Here is a 15846-nt window from a genome sequence, read left to right on the forward strand (position 1 = left end):
ACCGACTCATGGAAGCTCGCTCTGCACCACAACCGTCTTCAGTGTTGCTTATTCCACTACACCAAAACTATTGAACATTCAACCAATTTGGGTTAATATCTAAACATGCCAAAAGTGCAGCGAATAAAGGCTGGACAGCAAAGCGGCATGAACAAGTCTCGATGGTCCTTACCTGGACAGCAAGTTTAGTAGAGCGTGAAATCCGCTCCAAGTCCCGACAAGCTAAGGGGCGAAATAGCGCTGATGTGTTTGGGTAAAGGCTATTGAGCAGTACATTGGAAACTCGGCTGCACAACCTCGCAGGCGTATCAGGAAAATAACTAATCTTCTAGAAAGGTTCTTTTATTTAAAACTACCCTGGTGCGCTGGCGTGGCTGTGCAGGACATCGATCATCCACTTCCGTTCAGGTGATGCCCACCCTTACCTGAACGGTAGCGGCTCATCGAGCCAACATAAACACATAGCGCCCACTTGGGCAAAGGAAACACCAACATGGCAACGAAGCCAAACACAGAACACAAAGAAGCAAAGACATTCGAGCTCGGAACTTTCGTACTAGCGATGCTGCTCAACACAGTGCTGACGCTGATCGTAGGAGTAATCGCCGGCTACTTCATCCACATCAACATGGAGAGCCAAGTACGTCAGTCAGTCCACGCGGACATGCAGCTCGTGTCGTCAAAAGAGCAAGCGCGACAGCAATAGAAGCCGTCAGTCGCGTTCAACCATCAAAGACGGCTCATGTATCGGTTCAGACGGCTAAAGCGCCACAGAGCGCTCCAGAACAAGCCACAGCACCACTACTTGCAGAGACTGAAGCAGAAGCTAAGGCCTTCATTTACTTCAAGGAAAGTTCTAACGATCCTGCCGCGATCAATCCGACGTCGGGTGCGTGCGGGCTCGGACAGGCCTTGCCTTGCAGCAAGCTGACCTGTTCGCTGACCGACCACGCTTGTCAAGATGCGTGGTTCACCAGCTACATGGAGGGCCGCTACACAACTTGGGCAGCGGCTAAGGCGTACTGGCAGTGCAGGGGACTATGCACGAACAACTACGGCACCATCTACAAGTCTGATGACTGGTGGTAGCCATCAACCCAAGAGCAGCATCACTGCGAGGATGCTGCTCTTTCTATGCGTTCCAACCTTGGGGGTTCTTTTTATTTTTTTCCATAGACTATGAAAGAAAAAATAAAACACTATCGAAGATTGCTTTTCGCTTTTGGGGATGAAGCTCTTGATTTCTTGATTATATCCGGTAAGGTCTTGCCTGTAGTTATAAAAGCCGAAGAATAGGAAACTGGAATTGGAAAATCTGGGTGAATTGATCGCAAAGCTGGAAAAAGCAAGCGGAAGCTTTGAGCTCTCGAAGGTCACTACCTTCAGGGGATTCCTCGACGGTGCGGGGGAGATAGAGATCGAGGTTATGGAGCGACCGGGCAATTACCATATCTTTGCCAGAACTCTTGAACTCGATGTCGAGAAGACCGCGACCGGTAACTCCGGGGAAGACCTTGATACAACGATCGCCCTGGTTCATTGGGGAGACCTCAAGCGGTAGTTGGCTACAGGCCACTGCCGCCCTTCCACTCCTCCGGCGTCACTCGTTTGATGCTGGAGGAGTGCGCCCATCCCATGTGGTACTTGCCGGAAGAGTCCAGCCACTCGATCAGGCCGTACGTGTGCGTGTACGCCACAGCCTTACCGTAGATGCCGCTCACGTAGACCAGGGGCTTTCCATGCCTGGGGAAGTCCCTGACCGGGGCCGGGTCATCGATCGGCCTGCTCTTGTCGGCGTCCATGCGGGCAATCATGCGTTCCATGTCCTCGGGGGAGCCTGACTTGATCACGACATCCATTAGAACATACGTTCGAATCCGGGAGCGGAGTCAGGGCGTCCACCCGAACTGCACCATGAAGGCGCAAACGAACAGGGCGGCACCGCCTAAGGCGGCCAAGAACATCGAGATCACCACGGCGACGTGTTTCCGCCAACAGATCTTGCTCATTTTCACCATCTGATGAGTCAGGACGGGCAGGAGATCCTTCTTCTTTATGGCGCCCGGCAGCATCTCGAAGTCCCAGTACTTCAGGTGGCCGAAGTAGATGAAATTACTCGGCCATTCATTTTTGACCTTGAAGTAGCGCAGCCTTGGGATGACTACCCACACAGCGAAGGCAGCAGCAATGGTCAGCCCGATAAGACCGCCGAAGTAGAGGATCGACTGAACTGGACCTTCAAGTCCATCGAAGACCCGTCCATCGTCGGCTAGGGCCACGGCAGTTGCGACTCCAGCTGATTCGAGCGTGAACGCAAAGGAAGCCTTTGCGTCAACCTTCCCAGTCCAATCACCTAGCGCGCCGTGGATACGCCAGGCTGTCTCAATGGCCTTGTCGTGTTCTTCTTGGGCAATCTCTTCATCACTCTTGCGACCGAACACTTAGACACCCCAAATAGCTGAAGAACGAAATACCCGTTCATTGTGGCCGTTGTCGTTCCGGCTGTAAGCCTGAACCCATAGCTTCTTCCCGTCAGCCGTGAACGCAACTTCGTTGTCCATCGCTTCGTAGACGGCGGAAGTAATCGTCAGCTGGTAGGCGTCACGCAGCTCACTCAGTTTTGCAGCGCGGTTCGGTGCTTCACCAATGGAAATAAGGTCATTCTTGTCCCGGACCCCGCCGCGCACGATTAGGGCTTCACCGGTATCAATGCCGATGCCGTGACTGATGTTCGAGAACGTTGCTCCATCGCTCCAGTTTTCTTTGATCTTAGGACGCAAGACCTCATAGACGGCCCAGTTGATTGCGAGGGCTGCCCGGACTGCCTTGGTTTCCTTGTCCTCGCCCATGAATATCGCCATGACCCGATCACCATCGAAGCTGCGGATTTCACCATCGCACTCTCGAAGAATCCTCGCAGCTGTGTTGATGTATGCCCTGATTATCTTTGCCGTGGTTTCCTTAGCGAGGGTGCGCGCCATCTTCGAGGAGCCGGCCAAATCGGCGTAGAGGTACGTCGCGTCGACCAGTCGCCCACCGTTCTTCATGACGATGTCGTCAGTTTCCGGAACGACTCTGCCGTTGGTGATGTCCCATGTAGCCGTCAAGATCTCGCTAACAGTGCTCTCAACGGACGGATACATAGATGCTCCCCAACGATGCAGCCAACAGTTTTTTGCCTGATACGGTCACGGACGCCGCCACCAAGCGGAGCTATAGGTGGTCACAGCATGTGGGCCAAGTGTTCTTGATGTCGAGCTGCCCCACATGGCTCGTCCTTCGTGGACTTTGTTTTTGTCTAACAGGAAGCTGTGAACTCGATCGGTTACGGTGATCGCGCCACTTTCGCCCCGGATACTGCTGAGTTTTGCGGCGATGTTTGGCGCCCTGCCTATAGAGACAAGATCGCTATTGTCCCGCGCTCCTCCTCGGACTATCAGGGTCTCCCCATCGTCAATGCCGACTCGGTGGCTCACTTGCCAAGAAGCAGTTGACGTCTTGAGGCGCTCGGTGAGCTGGGGATTGATCACCTGATCAACTGCCCAATTTATGTGCAAAGCCGCTTCCAAGGCATTGTTGCGTCGTCGATCGCCAATGAATATGCCCATGACTCGGTCGCCGTCAAAACTCCGGATGTGACCGCCCTTGTGCCTGATCGCATCGACTGCCCCGCGCAGGTACATTCGGACCACTCGTGCCGTGAACTCTGGCACGAACCGCTTGGCGAGCAGTGTTGAGTCGGCTAGATCTGCGTACAGATAAGTGGCTTCCAGCCTCTTGCCGCCGTTCTTCTGGTTCACGTCTTCCGTCTTCGGCACGACGCGCCCGTCTTCGATGACCCACGGCTCAGCCAAGATGTTTGAAATCTTGGCTTGGATATCGTCTGACTTAACTGACACCCTGTGTCCCCCTCAATAGTTAGTCCTTCAAGCTTACTGAGCACCAATGACAACGTGAGTTCACCCACGGGACATACGAGACAAGACGCGCCGTGGCCCTAGCTTGCGAGCGACTAAACTAGGCACCTGCCCCCTACTTCCTTCGTGGGCGAGCACTCTCTTGTGCATCCTGGCTCACTCGACGGAAAGCGTGACTCCTTCATGACTTCTTTGCTCCCCGATACAGAGATAGGACTGCCGGAACGCACCCTCACCGAGCAGGTCTATGGCCACGAGGAGAAGAGTCGAGGTGCAGTCCCAACGCGGCAGCAAGTCGTCGACTTCATGCTGGATCTGATCGGCTACACGACGGATAAGCCGCTTCACCAGCAACGCCTCCTGGAGCCCTCATTCGGCGATGGCCGCTTTGTGACCTCAGCTGTCGATCGCGTCCTAATCGCATGGCGAGCGCATGGCGGGACTGACTACCGCGATCTGCTGTCATCGATCCGTGCCGTAGAGCTAGACGAAGCGACATTCAAAGGTTTCCGTGAATCGCTTGAGCAGCGACTGATTGACCAGGGCTTCGTGCAGAGTGAAGCGCATGAACTAGCCGAGGCGTGGATTGTCCAGGCTGACTTCCTGTGGTCAGAGTTTGAGGATCGGTTCGATTACGTCATCGGCAATCCGCCATACGTCCGCCAGGAACTCGTTGATCCGGTGATGCTCGCCCAGTATCGACAGGCCTTCAAGACGATGATTGGCCGTGCAGATCTGTACGTACCCTTCATTGAAAAGTCCCTCGGACTGCTTGCTGAGGGTGGCAAGTTCAGCTTCATTTGCTCGGATGCCTGGACTCGTAATGACTACGGTCGCGCTCTTCGTGCCCTGGTAGATGCGAACTATCACCTCCAGTACTACGTCGATATGTATGGCGTAGATGCCTTCGATATCAACGTGGGCGCCTACACGTCGATCACAGTTATTGAGCGAGCCAAACGAGGCCCTACCGTCGTTGCTAAGGCTGAGGATGCCAGTAGGGCATATCTGATGGAGCTAGAGGCTTCTCTGCAGGACAAGAAGAAGCAACTGGAGAACGCCGCGGTTCGGGTGATCGATCGAGCGACTAAGGGTGAGTCTCCCTGGCTGCTTGGCATCGGTGATGAACTCAAGGTCCTTCACCACATGGAGAATCACTTTAAGACGATCGAACAGGTCGGTTGCAGGGTCGGCATTGGAGTGGCGACAGGAGCCGACAAGGCATACATCGTCGACTATGCGACCACTGATGTTGAGGAAGGCCGGCTGCTGCCCCTCGCGACCAACAAAGACCTTAGTCACGGCGAAGTGAATTGGACAGGTAAGGGCGTTCTCAATCCCTGGGCAGACGGGGACAAGGCAGCCCTCGTTGATCTTGCCGAACATCCCAAGCTGGCAGCGCTGCTCGAAGAGCACCGCGAGCAGCTGATGAAGCGGCATACCGCTAAGAGCAACCCATCAAAGTGGTACAAGACCATCGACCGCATCACGCCGGCCTTGACGTGGGAACCGAAGCTTCTTATTCCGGATATCAAGGGCAACGGCGACGCCATTGGCTATGACGAGGGCAAGCTGTACCCGCACCACAACCTTTACTACATCACTTCAACTGCGTGGAACCTGCGCGCTTTGCAGGCACTTCTACGCTCAGGAATCGCCCTCCTTTTCGTGAAGGCTTACTCGGTCAAGATAGGCGGCGGTTATCTACGATTTCAAGCTCAGAACCTCAAGCGCATCAGGATGCCCGAATGGAGCGCCATCTCGCCGGCCGATCAAGAAATCATGATCAAAGCTGGCGAAACCGGTGAGAAGCTCACTGTCGATTTATTGGCCCGGATTTATGACGTGTCGGAAAGTGACTTAAAGGCCGTCATCTAGCAGACTGCGTGGGTGCATCTAAATACTGGGGATATAGACAAGCTCACTCGACAGGCGGTTCAGCTTTATTGGGAAACCAGAGGGCGTGCTGAAGCCAAAGGCCAGGGTGGTGATCGAGGGGGACGCGCTGGTGCTACGGCAGGGAAAAACCTCGACGGCTTTGTGCAGATCATGTCCGATCTGATTACTGAGGCAAAGATCGAAGGTCTCGTTGCTGGCACCCAGAAAAAGTACGTCACGTTGCCCGGATACCTTCGCCCTGTTAAGGACTGGGATCTTGTCTTGACTAGACGGGGCGAGCTGCTGGCTGTCCTTGAGTTTAAGAGCCACGTTGGGCCGTCCTTCGGTAACAACTTCAACAACCGAAACGAAGAAGCCATGGGCTCTTCGATCGACATCCGTACTGCTGTAAATAGGGGCGTTTTCGGTGCATCCCACAAGATGCCCTATCTCGGTTGGTGCATTCTGGTGGAGGATGCTTACGGACCAAAGGGATCTCGCGATCCTGTCAAGATGAATGCTCCACACTTTGACCCGATGGCGGAGTTTGTAGGTGCTGGCTACCTGGACAGGTACGAGATCCTCTGCAGGCGGTTGGAAGAGGAAAACTTTTACTCATCGACAGCCCTCATTGCTAGTCCTAAGATCGCTGGTCGAGCGACAGGCGAATACTCCGACATGTCTGAGGACACTAGCTTCGAGCGCTTCGTCCGGCGGTTTTGGGAGTTCCTGGTTGAGGTGTAGTCGAGCTGCACACCTTTAGGAGATCGTGGTGTCTTGCGAGTGTGAGATCGGTATAGCAGTAGAGGCAGCCAAAGACGGTGTGTACCTGAAGCCAGGGCGCAAGTTTGCATGGCTGAATTCAGCCGGGCCTTACGGTCTGGGAGTAAGCGCCAGTTCGGTGCTTGATCCAGTCACGAGTATTGCTGTGGCTTTGAAAGGCAACCTCGAAGCAATGAAGGCGGTATTGCGGCCGGCCAAGCTGCCAGTTGACCTCATTCATGAGGACTCGGGAATTGTGTTCGAGGTGGACGAGCTTCAGCATTTCACCTCTCATCGAAGCGCAACCTTCGATCACTACCCTGAAGATGTTCAAGTCAGCTTCGACATCGAAGAGTACCGTCGGCTTTGCACTCTGTACTCGCCACGAGCTGACACGGCCTTCCTGAGGGACACGTTCAACTTTGGGCTCAAGGGCCGAGGGCGCCAACGAGCGTTCTACGACGCTCTGAAGGATCTTTCCATTCCTGCTGCCGGTATGCCGCCTGTCATCAGGATTCCCGTTCCTGATCGAGACGTGGAGAAGGCTTGGAAGAGCAGTCGAGACAGGGTGTTTGTCGCTATCGAAGCGGCTCGGACTCGGGATAAATAGTCTCTAACGCGCCTAGGGCAGCACCTTCAATTTATCGTTGATCTGGCATTTTTCCTCAACCTCGCCCGAGTAAGGTAGCGTGACGCCTGTCTCCTGCCTGAGTTTCACGGCTTCCCTAACCTCTTCGTGACAAACAATGTTCACGGTGGTCGTCTCCTGCCCTATCCACGCCATGCCTAAATTGGCCAGAGATCCTGTGATGCCTACGCTTGCCGTGAGGATAAGGGCGAGAAGCGTGTGATTGCGTTCCGGCTTTGGCTTGTCGATGGTCCCAGCCGCAGGCTTATCTACTTCCGAAGCCCGCTGCTTTGGCTGCTTTTTCTTTTCGACATCACCTTTCGGGGTCATCCGGGAAGCCCCCTTCGCCATCGCGGTTTCGACGATTTTGGATCATCCACCTGCCAAAGTGTGAGTGATCGTTTCTTGCAGACGCCAGCAGCTCACTGAGGCCCAGCATCTCGCCGTCGATGCGCTTCTTCCCAATCTCGTAGTTAGTGAAGGCTGCTGAGGTGTAGGACTTGCGATAGTAGACGGCGAAAGCAATCAGACCGATTCCAGCTAAGCTGCTGAAACTTGCGAGGAACAGCAGCCGGTAATCATCCAAGATGGTTGGCAGGCCCAAGCCAATGAAGGTGGGGAGATTCAGCAGTATGACTGCCAGCCCCACGAATATCATGATGAAGAAGACGCCCCTACCTTGTCGCAGCGTCTGTTCCAGCTGTGCGTCCAGCTCCATACTCTGAACTTCCAGGTCGTGCCGCGCGCTGTCGAGGAGTAACTCTCCAGGCTTTCTACTTCTCCATATCGCCATGAACAAGAGCGTATCTCGCTGCAGGCTACTTTGACGTCTTTTAATTTGGAACGTCTTGTGTCATAAATAAGGGCACATATGGCAGAACCGAAAACACCAGACACACCAGAAGAAAAAAACAAGGGCGGAAGACCGCTTAAGTTCAAAACAGTCGATGAGCTCCAAGTAGCTGTCGACTCGTACTTTGATTCTTGCGATCCGCACCTTGAGTCTCGCTTAGTGGAGTCCGGCATCAACGAACGTGGCGAAACCATCTTTGCTCAGCGCAAGGTGATGACCGAACAGAAGCCTTACACCGTCTCTGGCCTGGCGAGGGCACTCGGGATTACACGAGACACGCTGTTGTCCTACGCTGAGCGTCCCGAGTTTATCGACACGGTAGAGGCCGCCAAGGAGCGCTGTCATGAGTGGGCTGAGAATGCCCTCTTTACCAAGAGTGCCACCGGAGCTGCCTTCAGCCTCAAGAACAACTGGGGTTGGAAAGAGCGTCAGGAGATAGACCACACGTCTGACGGTAAGCCGATGCAGGCGCTTGTGGAGATCGTCCGTAGTGGGGACAAACCAAGTACGGATTAAGTTCCTCGAAGAATACGAGGAGCTCTTCAACGAGACCTGGCGCAACATCGTCTTCTACGGTGGGCGTGGCTCGGGTAAGTCTCGACACGTCGGTCTTGCCCTGGCTCTTCGTGGCCGGCAGTCAAAGCTACGCATTCTTTGTACCCGTGAGCTGCAGAACACCATCGCTGACTCTGTACACAAGCTCTTATCCGACATCATCAACGAGTACGGCTTTACCGATTACGAGATCACCGAGAAGTCGATTCGCAACACCATCACCGGGACTGAGTTCCTCTTCAAAGGTCTGCGCCACAACTCGACAGAGATCAAGTCTATGGAGGGCATCGACATCGCCTGGGTGGAAGAAGCCCAAAGCATTAGCGAGTCGAGCCTGAAGCTGTTGGTGCCGACTATTCGTAAACCAGGCAGTCAGCTGATCTACACCTTCAACCGCATGAACGAGCTAGACCCTGTCTACGTCCGCTACTGCAAGACAGCGCGCGACCGTACGTACGTGAGAAAGGTCAACTACGACGTCCTGGAGCGAGCCGGTCTCTTCCCTGCTGAGCTTCGCGAGGAGATGGAAGCGGACAAGCGCACGTCGTTGGATCTCTACGCTCACGTTTGGCTGGGGGAGCCAGTTGCGCAAGGTGACAACGCCATTCTGAGTCGCCAGGCCATCCTGGGAGCGATGGAGCGCACTGTGGACGATGAGGGAGCTGTTGAAGTCGGCGTCGACGTTGCTCGCATGGGCACCGACCGCACTATATTCAAGATGCGTAAGGGCTTACGTGATCTCCGCATGAAGACCTACACGAAACTCAGGACGACGGAGGTGTGCGACAAGCTCGAACTCTTTGTGGACCACGACAAGACCGTGCTCATCAAAGTGGACGATACAGGTGTTGGCGGGGGAGTCACCGACGAGATGATCCGCCGCGGATACAAGGTTATGCCAATCAACTTTGGAGCCAAGGCCTCTGATCCTGACAAATATCCGAATCTCATCAGCGAGGCATGGTTCTACTTGGCAAGCATCATCGAAACGATAAGCATCGAGATGGATGACGATCTCCTCATGGAGCTATCCAGCCGCCAGTGGAAGATGGACTCTAAGGGGCGTCGAGCTGTTGAAAGTAAGGACGACTACAAGAAGCGTGGCTTTCGGTCACCGGACAAGGCCGACGCTCTGATCATGTGCTTTTACAACAACGCTATTGGACCTTTTGAAGCGCCGGATAGTTCCACAAATGCCTTTGGTGGCGGCATTACATCGGGATTGTTAAACACTCAGTTCTAGTTTATATTGCAAGTAGATGGCCAGTAATTCTACAAAGAAAAAGAAACAAATACTTGGCCCAGAAATGGGCGACTCTGGAACTCACAAGTTCTCTGGCGTTATTACTGGTGAAGAATACAACTTCGATCTCGTTGGCCGTAAGGCATTGAAGGTCTGGGAACAGATGCGCCGCTCAGATGCGAGCGTTGGGGCATCACTCAAGGCGATCAAGTACCCGATCAAGGCAACCAAGTTCTTCGCTGCTCCTGCAACCGAGGATGATTCGGACGTCGAGATCTCTGACTTCGTGCATTGGAACCTATTCAGCCGACTTAAGTGGAAGAAAGTCCTGGGGGAGATCCTCACCTACCTAGAGATGGGCTATGCCATCTTCGAGATGGTGTTCGAGGTTGAAGTCGTCGACGGCATCGAACGCGTGGTGCTGACCAAACTGGGCTTCCGTAAGCAGACTGGGCTCGAGTCTTGGCAGGCTGGTCCAGATACTCCAGGCATCACGTTCCGCAAGTCGGATGGCAAGAGCGTTGGTATCCCGCTCGACAAGCTAATCGTCTTTACCAATGAGCAAGAGGGCGACAACTACGAGGGTGTCAGCATCCTCCGCACCGCCTACAAGCACTGGTTCTACGTGGACAAGTTCGATCAGATCGACGCGCTGGGCCACGAGCGGCACTCTCTTGGTGTTCCAAAGATCAAGTACCCGCGGACTGCTACTGATCCAGAGCGTGAAGCGGCACGCAACACCGTGCGAAACCTCCGTGCCAACGAACAGTCCTTCATAGAGGAGCCAGAAGGCTGGGACATCAACTTCATGGACATGCAATCCCATAGCCTCAAGGACATCGGCCCAAGTATCGACCGTCACGATCGGCAGATCACCAAGAACGTCCTGGCTCAGTTCCTGGAGCTTGGTTCAAGCGGTGCCAGCGGTGCACGCTCTGTCAGTGAAGACCAACACATCCTGCTCAACCAATCCATCGAGTCTGTTCTCGACTACATAGCGGACACGCTTGGCTATGTCGTGAAGACCCTGGTGGATCTCAACTTCACCGTTGATCAGTACCCGACCATCAAGCACGGCGACGTGAACCAGAAGGACGTCAAAGCCCTAGCCGACGCCGTTGAGAAGTTCGTAAAGGCTGGAGTCATCACGCCTACTGAGGCAGATGAAGACCACGTACGTCAGCTAATCGAGTTCCCGAAGCTTAGCGATGAGGACAAGGCCCAGCGGACGAAGACTCAGGCAGCAGCAACCAAAGCGGCAGTAGCGGCCGATGTATCAGCTCCCCATCAGGACGATGACGATGATCTCGCTGCAGCACCAATCCCAACCGAACCTGGAAAGCTGAAGACCATGGCCGGCAAAGTCTCAGCATCATTAACGAGGCTTCTGTATGGCGACAAGAACCGAGCTGCTTAGAGCACGTGAAGATCTGCATGTAGCCATTCACGCGGCCGAGGAGTGGCAGGAAAGCTACAAGGCGGACCCAGACTCATTCCGTCAGCTTCTCGTACTAGGAGCGCGCTTAGAAACAGCCTCAGCGGAGTATCTGCATGATCTCGCTACCCGAGCACAGGGCTACGTTGATTGGTCCCGCTTACCTGAGCCGATCAAGGCAGACAACGGGCCAGTACTCAACAACGATGATCCTGTTTGGAAAATCGAAGAGACTATCCTGACGGCAGCCATCATCGACATCATCACTGAGCTAGTAGCAACGGGTGCTGTAGCTGGTGAAGCCCTTTATGGATACACAGCCGGCTACTCGGCCATCGGGTACGCCACGCTCGACACAGCCATTCAGAACGCCGCCCGTTGGCACACCGCGCAGCTGGTCTCTCAAGTGACGAATACTAGCCGCGACCTCATCCGCCAAGCGGTAGCCAAGAGCATTGCCATAGGGGAGGACGTTCACGAAGCCAGGCTTCGAATCCTGGAAGTCATCGATAACCCGATACGCGCCGAACTCATTGCACAGACAGAACCCGTCAACGCCTACCAAACAGGCCTGAAGCACTATGCCAAGCAGACAGGCGCTAAGACAAAGACCTGGGACGGCCTCAGCGGGGCATGCAAGATCTGCTCTCCAGTCATCGGCAAGACCATACCCATTGATGATCTATTCCAGATGGGAAACGGCAAGGAATTAGATAGGCCCGCTGGACACCCGCGCTGTAGGTGCTCACTGATCTACGACTATTAGCCATTTTCCCTATTGACTTATAAGGCGGCATTTAAGACATTAAGGACATATGGCAATAAAAGCATTTCACAACCTAGTTAAAATTAGCGCTGATTCACAAGGAAATGCGCCTAAGACTATCGAGCTACTTCGCACGGGTACTTGGAACACTCCATGGCACGGCGAGTTCGAAATCACTCCTGATGACATCCAGCAGTTCATCCTCAACGCCGACCAAGGCGTTGGGCTAGTAGAAGCAGATCCGAAGATCCCTCTGAACTACGGTCATGACTCCTGGGACAAAGCAGCCGGATGGATGCCAAAGCTCTACGCCAGTGAAGACGGCACGGCGCTCCTCGCTGATCCTGAATGGACTCCAGCTGCTGAACAAGCAATCAAAGACGGTGAGTGGAAATACATCTCTCCTGAGTTCAACCCTCGCTCTTACCCATGGGAAGACCCTGAGCAAGAGTACAACTTTGTCAGCAACGTGCTCACGGGTGCTGCACTCACCAACATTCCTCTTTTCAAGAAACTGAAGCCAATCACGGCATCGCGTTTGCCCAACAAGAAAGTGAAGGCGAGTGCCACTGGCGACAGTGATAAAAGTAAAGGAGAACACATGACGTTAGAAGAAATTCGCGCCAAGCAAGTTGCTGATCTTACGGATGATGAGAAGTCATTCCTAGAAGAGCACAAAGCCGAACTCACAGCTGAAGAGCTAACGACGTTCGGTCTGGCAGAGGAAGAGCCTGAAGTACCAGAAACTCCCGAAGAGCCAGAAACACCGGAGGAGCCAGAAACTCCCGAAGTTCCGGAGCCAACAAAGGTAGAGGCAAGCGCGCTCAAAGGCATTACAGCTGAAGAGCTCGAACAATTACGTGCCGATGCAGCAGCTGGCCGCCAGGCACAGCAGGAGTTGGAGAAGACGAAAGCCGAAGGTTTTGCGTCTGCTCGTATCTCAGCCGGCCAGATCAAGAGCGGACAGAAGGCTGACCTAGTCAAGATCCTTCTCGCCTCACGCGGCGACGAGCGCAAGACCCTGGAGACATTCCTCGAATCTCTTCCAGAGAACAAGCTCGTCACTGGCGGTGAAATCGGGGATGGCGGCGCAAATGTCGTGGCAGATGCTGCCCAGGTTGTGCATGAGCGAGTCCAGAAAGTACTGGCTGATGCTCGCGCAGCGGGCAAATCAAAGTCATATGCCGACGCCCGTAAGGAGGTGCTCGACGCCGACGAAACACTAAAAGATCAGCTCAAGGAGGAGCAATAATATGGCATTCCAACCAGGTGAACGCTACAGCGCTACCGCAGGTGCAGACCTGACAGGCAAGCAGTATCACATCGTCAAACTAAACGCAGACGGCAAAGTCGTTCTTGCAACAGCAGCTACTGACGCGATTCTCGGTGTCCTGGACAACGCTCCAGTAGCCGGCCGCACAGCAGATGTTGTTCTGCTCAACGGCGCGGGCTCATTCAAGGTGAAGATCGCAGCTAACACTGCCAAAGACGCTTACATCACTACCAACGGCAGCGGTGAGGCAGTAGTGACTTCAACCGCGGGTCACCGCGTGATCGGTCGCTTGGTTCGTGCAGGCTCAGCCGGCGCGATCGCCGAATACATCAAACTAAACGAAAAGTTCTAAGGAAGGCATAACTGAATATGGCCAATCAATCAACCTACGTGGATCAAGCGCTTACCAATGTCGCTAACGCGTGGTTCAACGATCAAGAAGACTTCATCGCTGAGAAGCTATTCCCAGTGGTGCCAGTCACCAAACCAACGTTCCTCATTCCAGAGTTCGGTAAGGAAAATCTCAACCTTCCAGCTAACTCTGTGCGTACAGGCCTATCTAAGGCTAAAAGCATCTCGCAGACTCGTTCATACAAGAACGCTCAGCCGCTTGAAGAGCACGCTCTATCGGGTTACGTCACCAAAGAGGACTACAAACTCACTGACGATCCGTTCAATCCTGAGTCCGACGAGACTGAAAACATCTTGTCTGTTATGGCCCTCATCGACGAGAAAGCCCTTGCTGACAAGCTAACCGACACAGCCGTCGTCACCAACAACCGCACCCTTACCGGTACAAGCCGTTGGTCTGACTACGAGAACTCAAATCCATTTGAGGACATCCGTACGGCAGTGACATCAAGCAAATTCATCAAGTACAACACCATGGCTTTGAGCCGCGAGGGTTACCTCTCACTGATCAGCCACCCAGACATCTTGGATCGCCTCAAATGGGCCCAGGGCGGTGCTGTGAGCCTTGAACAGCTCAAGCAACTGTTTGGTCCGTTCGGCATCAAGAACATTTACATCGGTCAGGCTCGCGCTAACTTCGGCGAAGAAGGTCTCGACGACGACATCCAGAACATCTGGGGCGACGACGTGCTGTTCGGCTTTGTAACCGACAAGCCAAGCCGCAAGAGCGTCAACGGCGGTTACAAGTTCCAGCTTAAAGACTCACGCGAAGTCACGAAGGAATCGTTCAACAACCCATCTCACACAGAAATCGTGGTCACTGACTACTACAACTACGAGATGATCATGGCCGACGCTTGGTACCTCTTGAAGGACGCGTTCGCGACGGGAGCTTAGTCGTATGGCTAGTGGAACCAGCCTCATCAAGCGCATGAAGGGAGCAATTGCTCCGACCAACCTCAGGACCGTCGCCGTCACTGTAAACGCCGCTGCAAACAGCGGCACGGCAACAGTGAAGGCCGGCGCCAAGATCCTGGGCATCCTGCCAGCAGGTAACCAGGATCAGTTCGTCGACAACGTGGCATTGAGCGGTACAACCCTCACAGTTACCCTCGCTGCCGCTGCAACTGCGAACAACACTTTCAACGTAACCGTGCTGGAGGTATAGCCATGGCAGACACAGTAAAAGGTACAGCTAAGAGCGAGATCAAGCTGGACGGCGTCGTTTACAAGGCAGGGGATACTCTCGAAGCTCCAAAGGCGACTATCAAGCGATTGATCCGCATTGGAGTACTCGAAGATCCAGCAGTCAAAGCAGCAGCAGAAAAAGCTGCCAAAGCAGAGACCGAGGCAGCTGAAGCTCAGGCTAAGGCGATCACGGACGAAGCGACTGCGGAGGCAGGCAAGATCGTGAAGGCAGCTGAAGCTCAGGCTAAGGAACTGACTGACACTGCTCTAACCGAAGCAACGGCTAAAGCTGAAAAGCTCGTCGCCGATGCAGAGGCTCAAGCAGCGAAAATCGTGAAGGATGCACAGGAGGCCGCTAAGAAGGCTTCTGAGACAAAGACGACTGCTACTACCAAATAGAAGCTAGAACGTCACACAGACAACGAGAGCGTCCGAGAGGGCGCTCTTTTGCTATCTACGCTTCGCCATCTTGATTCTGAGTTGTTTGTGCCAAGCTACCTCCAAGTCGTGGATGCCCCGCAAGACTTCGAATGGAAGCTCACCAGGACTCACACTGTTTGGCTTCCCATGTTCCACAAGTACGTTTAGGCAACTTTCATAGAGCTTGTATGCCTTGTCTGCGACGTCTGGATTAGCTTTACCACGCAACGCTTTCCGTGCATTTTCGATGTTGTCCGCGTGACCTGACAGTCGTCCCATCTCCAGGTCGTTGCCCAGCTCATCAAAGTGGTGGTGGAAGCGAAGGGAAGTGAACTTGGTGGCGTTGTCTTGAATTATCAAGCACTGCTCTCGTATGTCTTCGCGATCCAACCGCTGGTCGGCACGGTTCTCGGATTGGAAGATGCTGACGATCTTCATGATGCCACTGCCCAGCTTGGCGAATAATCCTAGTTCAACTGACATTTCGGCCTCCCGTGCCCCATCCCGTGAGTATAGC

21 protein-coding genes are annotated in these 15846 nt (G+C 54.1%); 14 read left to right on the plus strand and 7 right to left on the minus strand.

Annotated features, from left to right (window positions below; translation table 11 throughout):
• Positions 1-493: 493 nt before the first annotated feature.
• The gene (locus tag QFZ70_RS07330) at positions 494-706 is read left to right on the plus strand and encodes a hypothetical protein (protein WP_307094734.1); all 213 of its coding nucleotides are present in this window, start codon (positions 494-496) and stop codon (positions 704-706) included.
• 600 nt (positions 707-1306) lie between these two features.
• Positions 1307-1561, plus strand: a complete 255-nt coding sequence (locus QFZ70_RS07335; RefSeq protein WP_307094735.1) for a hypothetical protein — start codon at positions 1307-1309, stop codon at positions 1559-1561.
• A 4-nt stretch (positions 1562-1565) separates the two neighbouring features.
• Here the strand turns inward: QFZ70_RS07335 and QFZ70_RS07340 are convergent, their stop codons facing one another.
• Genes QFZ70_RS07340 through QFZ70_RS07355 form a run of 4 tightly spaced genes read right to left on the minus strand, consistent with a single transcriptional unit; the run spans position 1566 to position 3899 of the window.
• Positions 1566-1859 (minus strand): hypothetical protein, encoded by a 294-nt coding sequence (locus QFZ70_RS07340; protein WP_307094736.1) that lies wholly within the window; start codon positions 1857-1859, stop codon positions 1566-1568.
• 30 nt (positions 1860-1889) lie between these two features.
• On the minus strand, positions 1890-2441 hold the full coding sequence (locus QFZ70_RS07345) for a Pycsar system effector family protein (RefSeq protein ID WP_307094737.1): 552 nt from the start codon (positions 2439-2441) through the stop codon (positions 1890-1892).
• Complete coding sequence (locus QFZ70_RS07350; RefSeq protein ID WP_307094738.1) at positions 2442-3143, minus strand: adenylate/guanylate cyclase domain-containing protein; 702 nt, start codon at positions 3141-3143, stop codon at positions 2442-2444.
• A 45-nt stretch (positions 3144-3188) separates the two neighbouring features.
• Positions 3189-3899: an adenylate/guanylate cyclase domain-containing protein gene (locus QFZ70_RS07355; RefSeq protein ID WP_307094739.1), complete on the minus strand. Its 711-nt coding sequence runs from the start codon at positions 3897-3899 to the stop codon at positions 3189-3191.
• A gap of 201 nt (positions 3900-4100) precedes the next feature.
• On the opposite strand from QFZ70_RS07355, the gene QFZ70_RS07360 reads away from it, so the two are divergent.
• Genes QFZ70_RS07360 through QFZ70_RS07370 form a run of 3 tightly spaced genes read left to right on the plus strand, consistent with a single transcriptional unit; the run spans position 4101 to position 7167 of the window.
• On the plus strand, positions 4101-5795 hold the full coding sequence (locus tag QFZ70_RS07360; RefSeq protein ID WP_307094740.1) for an Eco57I restriction-modification methylase domain-containing protein: 1695 nt from the start codon (positions 4101-4103) through the stop codon (positions 5793-5795).
• A 12-nt stretch (positions 5796-5807) separates the two neighbouring features.
• Positions 5808-6539: a PaeR7I family type II restriction endonuclease gene (locus QFZ70_RS07365; protein ID WP_307094741.1), complete on the plus strand. Its 732-nt coding sequence runs from the start codon at positions 5808-5810 to the stop codon at positions 6537-6539.
• Between the two features lie 25 nt (positions 6540-6564).
• Complete coding sequence (locus QFZ70_RS07370; protein ID WP_307094742.1) at positions 6565-7167, plus strand: hypothetical protein; 603 nt, start codon at positions 6565-6567, stop codon at positions 7165-7167.
• A gap of 12 nt (positions 7168-7179) precedes the next feature.
• Here the strand turns inward: QFZ70_RS07370 and QFZ70_RS07375 are convergent, their stop codons facing one another.
• Entirely contained in the window at positions 7180-7515 is a 336-nt protein-coding gene (locus QFZ70_RS07375; protein WP_307094743.1) for a hypothetical protein, read from the minus strand.
• Positions 7499-7903, minus strand: coding sequence for a hypothetical protein (locus QFZ70_RS07380; protein ID WP_307094744.1), 405 nt, complete (start codon positions 7901-7903; stop codon positions 7499-7501). Before QFZ70_RS07380 ends, QFZ70_RS07375 begins: the two co-directional genes overlap by 17 nt.
• 153 nt (positions 7904-8056) lie before the next feature.
• Between QFZ70_RS07380 and QFZ70_RS07385 the strand changes: the two genes are divergently transcribed.
• From QFZ70_RS07385 to QFZ70_RS07425, 9 genes are read left to right on the plus strand one after another with little or no spacing between them, the layout of a single operon-like run.
• Positions 8057-8554, plus strand: a complete 498-nt coding sequence (locus QFZ70_RS07385; protein WP_307094745.1) for a terminase small subunit — start codon at positions 8057-8059, stop codon at positions 8552-8554.
• Positions 8529-9836 (plus strand): PBSX family phage terminase large subunit, encoded by a 1308-nt coding sequence (locus tag QFZ70_RS07390; RefSeq protein ID WP_307094746.1) that lies wholly within the window; start codon positions 8529-8531, stop codon positions 9834-9836. Before QFZ70_RS07385 ends, QFZ70_RS07390 begins: the two co-directional genes overlap by 26 nt.
• 16 nt (positions 9837-9852) lie before the next feature.
• A complete protein-coding gene (locus QFZ70_RS07395; protein WP_307094747.1) occupies positions 9853-11253 on the plus strand; it encodes a DUF935 family protein in 1401 nt (466 codons plus the stop codon).
• The gene (locus QFZ70_RS07400; protein ID WP_307094748.1) at positions 11228-12037 is read left to right on the plus strand and encodes a phage minor head protein; all 810 of its coding nucleotides are present in this window, start codon (positions 11228-11230) and stop codon (positions 12035-12037) included. Before QFZ70_RS07395 ends, QFZ70_RS07400 begins: the two co-directional genes overlap by 26 nt.
• 49 nt (positions 12038-12086) lie before the next feature.
• A complete protein-coding gene (locus QFZ70_RS07405) occupies positions 12087-13289 on the plus strand; it encodes a phage protease (protein WP_307094749.1) in 1203 nt (400 codons plus the stop codon).
• A gap of 1 nt (position 13290) precedes the next feature.
• Positions 13291-13662, plus strand: a complete 372-nt coding sequence (locus tag QFZ70_RS07410; protein WP_307094750.1) for a hypothetical protein — start codon at positions 13291-13293, stop codon at positions 13660-13662.
• A gap of 17 nt (positions 13663-13679) precedes the next feature.
• Positions 13680-14618 (plus strand): hypothetical protein, encoded by a 939-nt coding sequence (locus QFZ70_RS07415; RefSeq protein WP_307094751.1) that lies wholly within the window; start codon positions 13680-13682, stop codon positions 14616-14618.
• Positions 14619-14622: 4 nt separating this feature from the next.
• Complete coding sequence (locus QFZ70_RS07420; protein ID WP_307094752.1) at positions 14623-14889, plus strand: hypothetical protein; 267 nt, start codon at positions 14623-14625, stop codon at positions 14887-14889.
• Between the two features lie 2 nt (positions 14890-14891).
• On the plus strand, positions 14892-15308 hold the full coding sequence (locus QFZ70_RS07425; protein WP_307094753.1) for a hypothetical protein: 417 nt from the start codon (positions 14892-14894) through the stop codon (positions 15306-15308).
• A gap of 51 nt (positions 15309-15359) precedes the next feature.
• Here QFZ70_RS07425 and QFZ70_RS07430 read toward each other — a convergent pair whose 3' ends face one another.
• Positions 15360-15812: a hypothetical protein gene (locus tag QFZ70_RS07430; protein WP_307094754.1), complete on the minus strand. Its 453-nt coding sequence runs from the start codon at positions 15810-15812 to the stop codon at positions 15360-15362.
• Between the last annotated feature and the right edge of the window lie 34 nt (positions 15813-15846).

The organism is Arthrobacter sp. V1I9 (genome assembly GCF_030817075.1).
In the GTDB taxonomy this organism is placed as follows: Bacteria; Actinomycetota; Actinomycetes; order Actinomycetales; family Micrococcaceae; genus Arthrobacter.

Coding starts and splice junctions, on each gene's coding strand:
- QFZ70_RS07420 (WP_307094752.1), top strand. CDS start 14,623: ATGGCTAGTGGAACCAGCCTCATCAAGCGCATGAAGGGAGCAATTGCT.
- QFZ70_RS07330 (WP_307094734.1), top strand. CDS start 494: ATGGCAACGAAGCCAAACACAGAACACAAAGAAGCAAAGACATTCGAG.
- QFZ70_RS07395 (WP_307094747.1), top strand. CDS start 9,853: ATGGCCAGTAATTCTACAAAGAAAAAGAAACAAATACTTGGCCCAGAA.
- QFZ70_RS07400 (WP_307094748.1), top strand. CDS start 11,228: ATGGCGACAAGAACCGAGCTGCTTAGAGCACGTGAAGATCTGCATGTA.
- QFZ70_RS07360 (WP_307094740.1), top strand. CDS start 4,101: ATGACTTCTTTGCTCCCCGATACAGAGATAGGACTGCCGGAACGCACC.
- QFZ70_RS07415 (WP_307094751.1), top strand. CDS start 13,680: ATGGCCAATCAATCAACCTACGTGGATCAAGCGCTTACCAATGTCGCT.
- QFZ70_RS07410 (WP_307094750.1), top strand. CDS start 13,291: ATGGCATTCCAACCAGGTGAACGCTACAGCGCTACCGCAGGTGCAGAC.
- QFZ70_RS07380 (WP_307094744.1), bottom strand. CDS start 7,903: ATGGAGCTGGACGCACAGCTGGAACAGACGCTGCGACAAGGTAGGGGC.
- QFZ70_RS07405 (WP_307094749.1), top strand. CDS start 12,087: ATGGCAATAAAAGCATTTCACAACCTAGTTAAAATTAGCGCTGATTCA.
- QFZ70_RS07430 (WP_307094754.1), bottom strand. CDS start 15,812: ATGTCAGTTGAACTAGGATTATTCGCCAAGCTGGGCAGTGGCATCATG.
- QFZ70_RS07375 (WP_307094743.1), bottom strand. CDS start 7,515: ATGACCCCGAAAGGTGATGTCGAAAAGAAAAAGCAGCCAAAGCAGCGG.
- QFZ70_RS07385 (WP_307094745.1), top strand. CDS start 8,057: ATGGCAGAACCGAAAACACCAGACACACCAGAAGAAAAAAACAAGGGC.
- QFZ70_RS07425 (WP_307094753.1), top strand. CDS start 14,892: ATGGCAGACACAGTAAAAGGTACAGCTAAGAGCGAGATCAAGCTGGAC.
- QFZ70_RS07350 (WP_307094738.1), bottom strand. CDS start 3,143: ATGTATCCGTCCGTTGAGAGCACTGTTAGCGAGATCTTGACGGCTACA.
- QFZ70_RS07340 (WP_307094736.1), bottom strand. CDS start 1,859: ATGGATGTCGTGATCAAGTCAGGCTCCCCCGAGGACATGGAACGCATG.